Source organism: Polaromonas sp. P1_E3, assembly GCF_056405935.1.
Window position 1 is genome coordinate 1 of sequence record NZ_JBFUBD010000570.1, and the last position, 1,402, is coordinate 1,402.

2 protein-coding genes are annotated in these 1,402 nt (G+C 59.7%); both read right to left on the reverse strand.

What is annotated here, in order from left to right; translation table 11 throughout:
• A partial coding sequence (locus AC1D0Z_RS21770) for a hypothetical protein (protein ID WP_477660233.1) occupies nt 1-276 on the reverse strand: 276 nt, incomplete at its 3' end.
• A gap of 8 nt (nt 277-284) precedes the next feature.
• Nucleotides 285-1,217 carry a DNA-binding protein gene (locus tag AC1D0Z_RS21775; protein WP_477660234.1) on the reverse strand — a complete coding sequence of 311 codons (933 nt, stop codon included), beginning with the start codon at nt 1,215-1,217 and terminating at the stop codon, nt 285-287.
• Between the last annotated feature and the right edge of the window lie 185 nt (nt 1,218-1,402).

Below are 1,402 nucleotides of genomic sequence, written 5' to 3' on the forward strand. Positions count from 1 at the left end.
GTTAATTAGCGTCTGCCTGGCGTCCGACATTGCCGAGTAGTGTTCCCGGCCGGCGTCTTGAGCCATCTCAGCGGCTTCTGACTCATCAATGAGTGGCCCGTACTCGCCCACGGGCATGGAAGATATCGCCTCCCATGCCTCATCTACCTTCGCATTCGCCTCTTCGTCGATGTCGCCAAAAGAAGGGAGCAAGCGCACCTTGAGGACTTCCAGCATGGTGGCCATGCGCTTCGCATTGACTTCCGCGAAACGCTGCGACCAATAAGGGTGTGACAAGGCCATTGCTACGGCATCCGCTTCGCTGCGCCAGCGGTACGTCGGTCGCCGGCGGTGGACCTGGTGGGGAGGCGTTTAGCGGTGCGCCGGGAATCCAGAGCGGCAGCTGTAAGTGCGCTCTCCAGTCCTTTCACGCGGTCTTCCGCACCCTGCAGTAGTCCCCTCAGTGTGACAAGTTCCAATTGGGTCTCGTGCACGCGAGTGCCCAGTTCAGCGCTCGTGCGCTCAAGGTATTCCTTCTGGGTGGAGTGCTTCTGGCGAGCATCTTCCAGCGCTCGAGATGATTGCTTAGCCTCTTGGCGAGCGCGATCCACCTCTTCCAGTAGGCGCTTCTCGTTAGCCGATGCGCGCTGCTCGGTGCGTTGACGCTCCTCAGCGAGTGCACGCAGTTGGTCATCAAACTGCCGCCTGTCCGCATCGCGCCCCTGAACCTGGTTGGCGAGGCTGCTGCGGGCCTGTTCGAGGTCGCGACCGGCCTTTTCAAGCTGGGCGGTCTGATCCCGTAACTGGGACTTGGCCAACTCCAGGGCATGTTCCAAGGCGATGCCCCGTTCGTTGAGTGCAGCTTCCCGCTGAAGGAGCTCCTGACGCGCGATATCCAGTTTCTGACCTTGCTGGGCAAGCCCATCGCGCTCGGGTTTGAGCGCCCTATCTGCTTCATCACGCGCGGATGCCACAGCTGCGGCCCAGACTTTGTCCAGCGCCTGGCGCAGCTCCTTGGGCGCACCCTCCTCTGCCTGGGCGCCTGCAAGCGCAACCCCGAGCCGCGGCCCAAGAGTGGCAAACCAGGCCTCCAGCATGGGACTGACGGTATTTGGTGAGCCGCGCCCGATTTTGAGGCGTACCCGTTCAATCGTCGGCCGCTCGCCGGCGGCGATCAGGGCATCCGCTGCGGCCCATACCTCCTCCTGTTGAACACCTCTCGTACTTTTCGATTGCATGACTTGGCTCCAGTGGCTATATTTACCAACGATAAGAGATTGTTATCGTTATCTATTTGATATTTACGTAATACATCATACATAACATGTATGTTTTTAATCAATAACTCGCCCTGAGCCAAACATGCGCCTTCCCGTCCTCCAGAAAGTCCCCGCCCTGCAGCCGACCGAGCTCAGCGATGTCA

Excerpts from the sequence above, each read along its gene's own strand:
- AC1D0Z_RS21775 (WP_477660234.1), bottom strand. The coding sequence starts at position 1,217 with ATGCAATCGAAAAGTACGAGAGGTGTTCAACAGGAGGAGGTATGGGCC.